At 71.9% G+C, this 509-nt stretch carries 1 protein-coding gene; it reads right to left on the bottom strand.

Translation table 11 applies throughout. The annotated features are described in order from the left end of the window. Window positions 1-509: methyl-accepting chemotaxis protein (locus tag D588_RS25665; RefSeq protein ID WP_017917239.1), on the bottom strand; the 509-nt coding region annotated here is incomplete at both ends.

The following is a 509-nucleotide window of genomic DNA, read 5'->3' as shown; positions in this document are numbered from 1 at the left end:
GCCCCCCCGCCGCCGCGAACGACGGCGCGCGGCGTGCCGGTACGGCCGCGGCCTGCGGGCGCGGACCGCGCGTCATCGTCTGCGTCGCGTGCCTGCCGCGCGGCAACGGAGCTGGCATCGGCGCCGCAGCCGGCGCGCCGTCCAGCTTGAACAGCGCCACGGCCTGGGTCAGCTCCACCGACTGCTGCTCCATCGAGCGCGCCGCCGCGGTGGCTTCTTCCACCAGCGCCGCGTTCTGCTGCGTGCTTTCGTCCATCTGGGTGACGGTCTGGTTGACCTGCTCGATGCCGGCGGACTGCTCCTGCGAGGCCGCGGAGATCTCGCCCATGATGTCGGTGACGCGCTGCACCGAGGCCACGATCTCCTGCATGGTGCTGCCGGCCCGGTCGACCAGCGCCGAGCCTTCGGCAACGCGCGTCACCGAATCGTCGATCAGCGTCTTGATCTCCTTGGCGGCATTGGCCGAACGCTGCGCCAGGGTGCGCACTTCGCTGGCAACGACCGCGAAC

This window comes from Xanthomonas sp. SHU 308, assembly GCF_000364645.1.
Classification (GTDB): domain Bacteria; phylum Pseudomonadota; class Gammaproteobacteria; order Xanthomonadales; family Xanthomonadaceae; genus Xanthomonas_A; species Xanthomonas_A sontii.
Note: the sequence above shows the minus strand (reverse complement) of the source record. Positions and strands in the feature narration are given on the sequence as shown.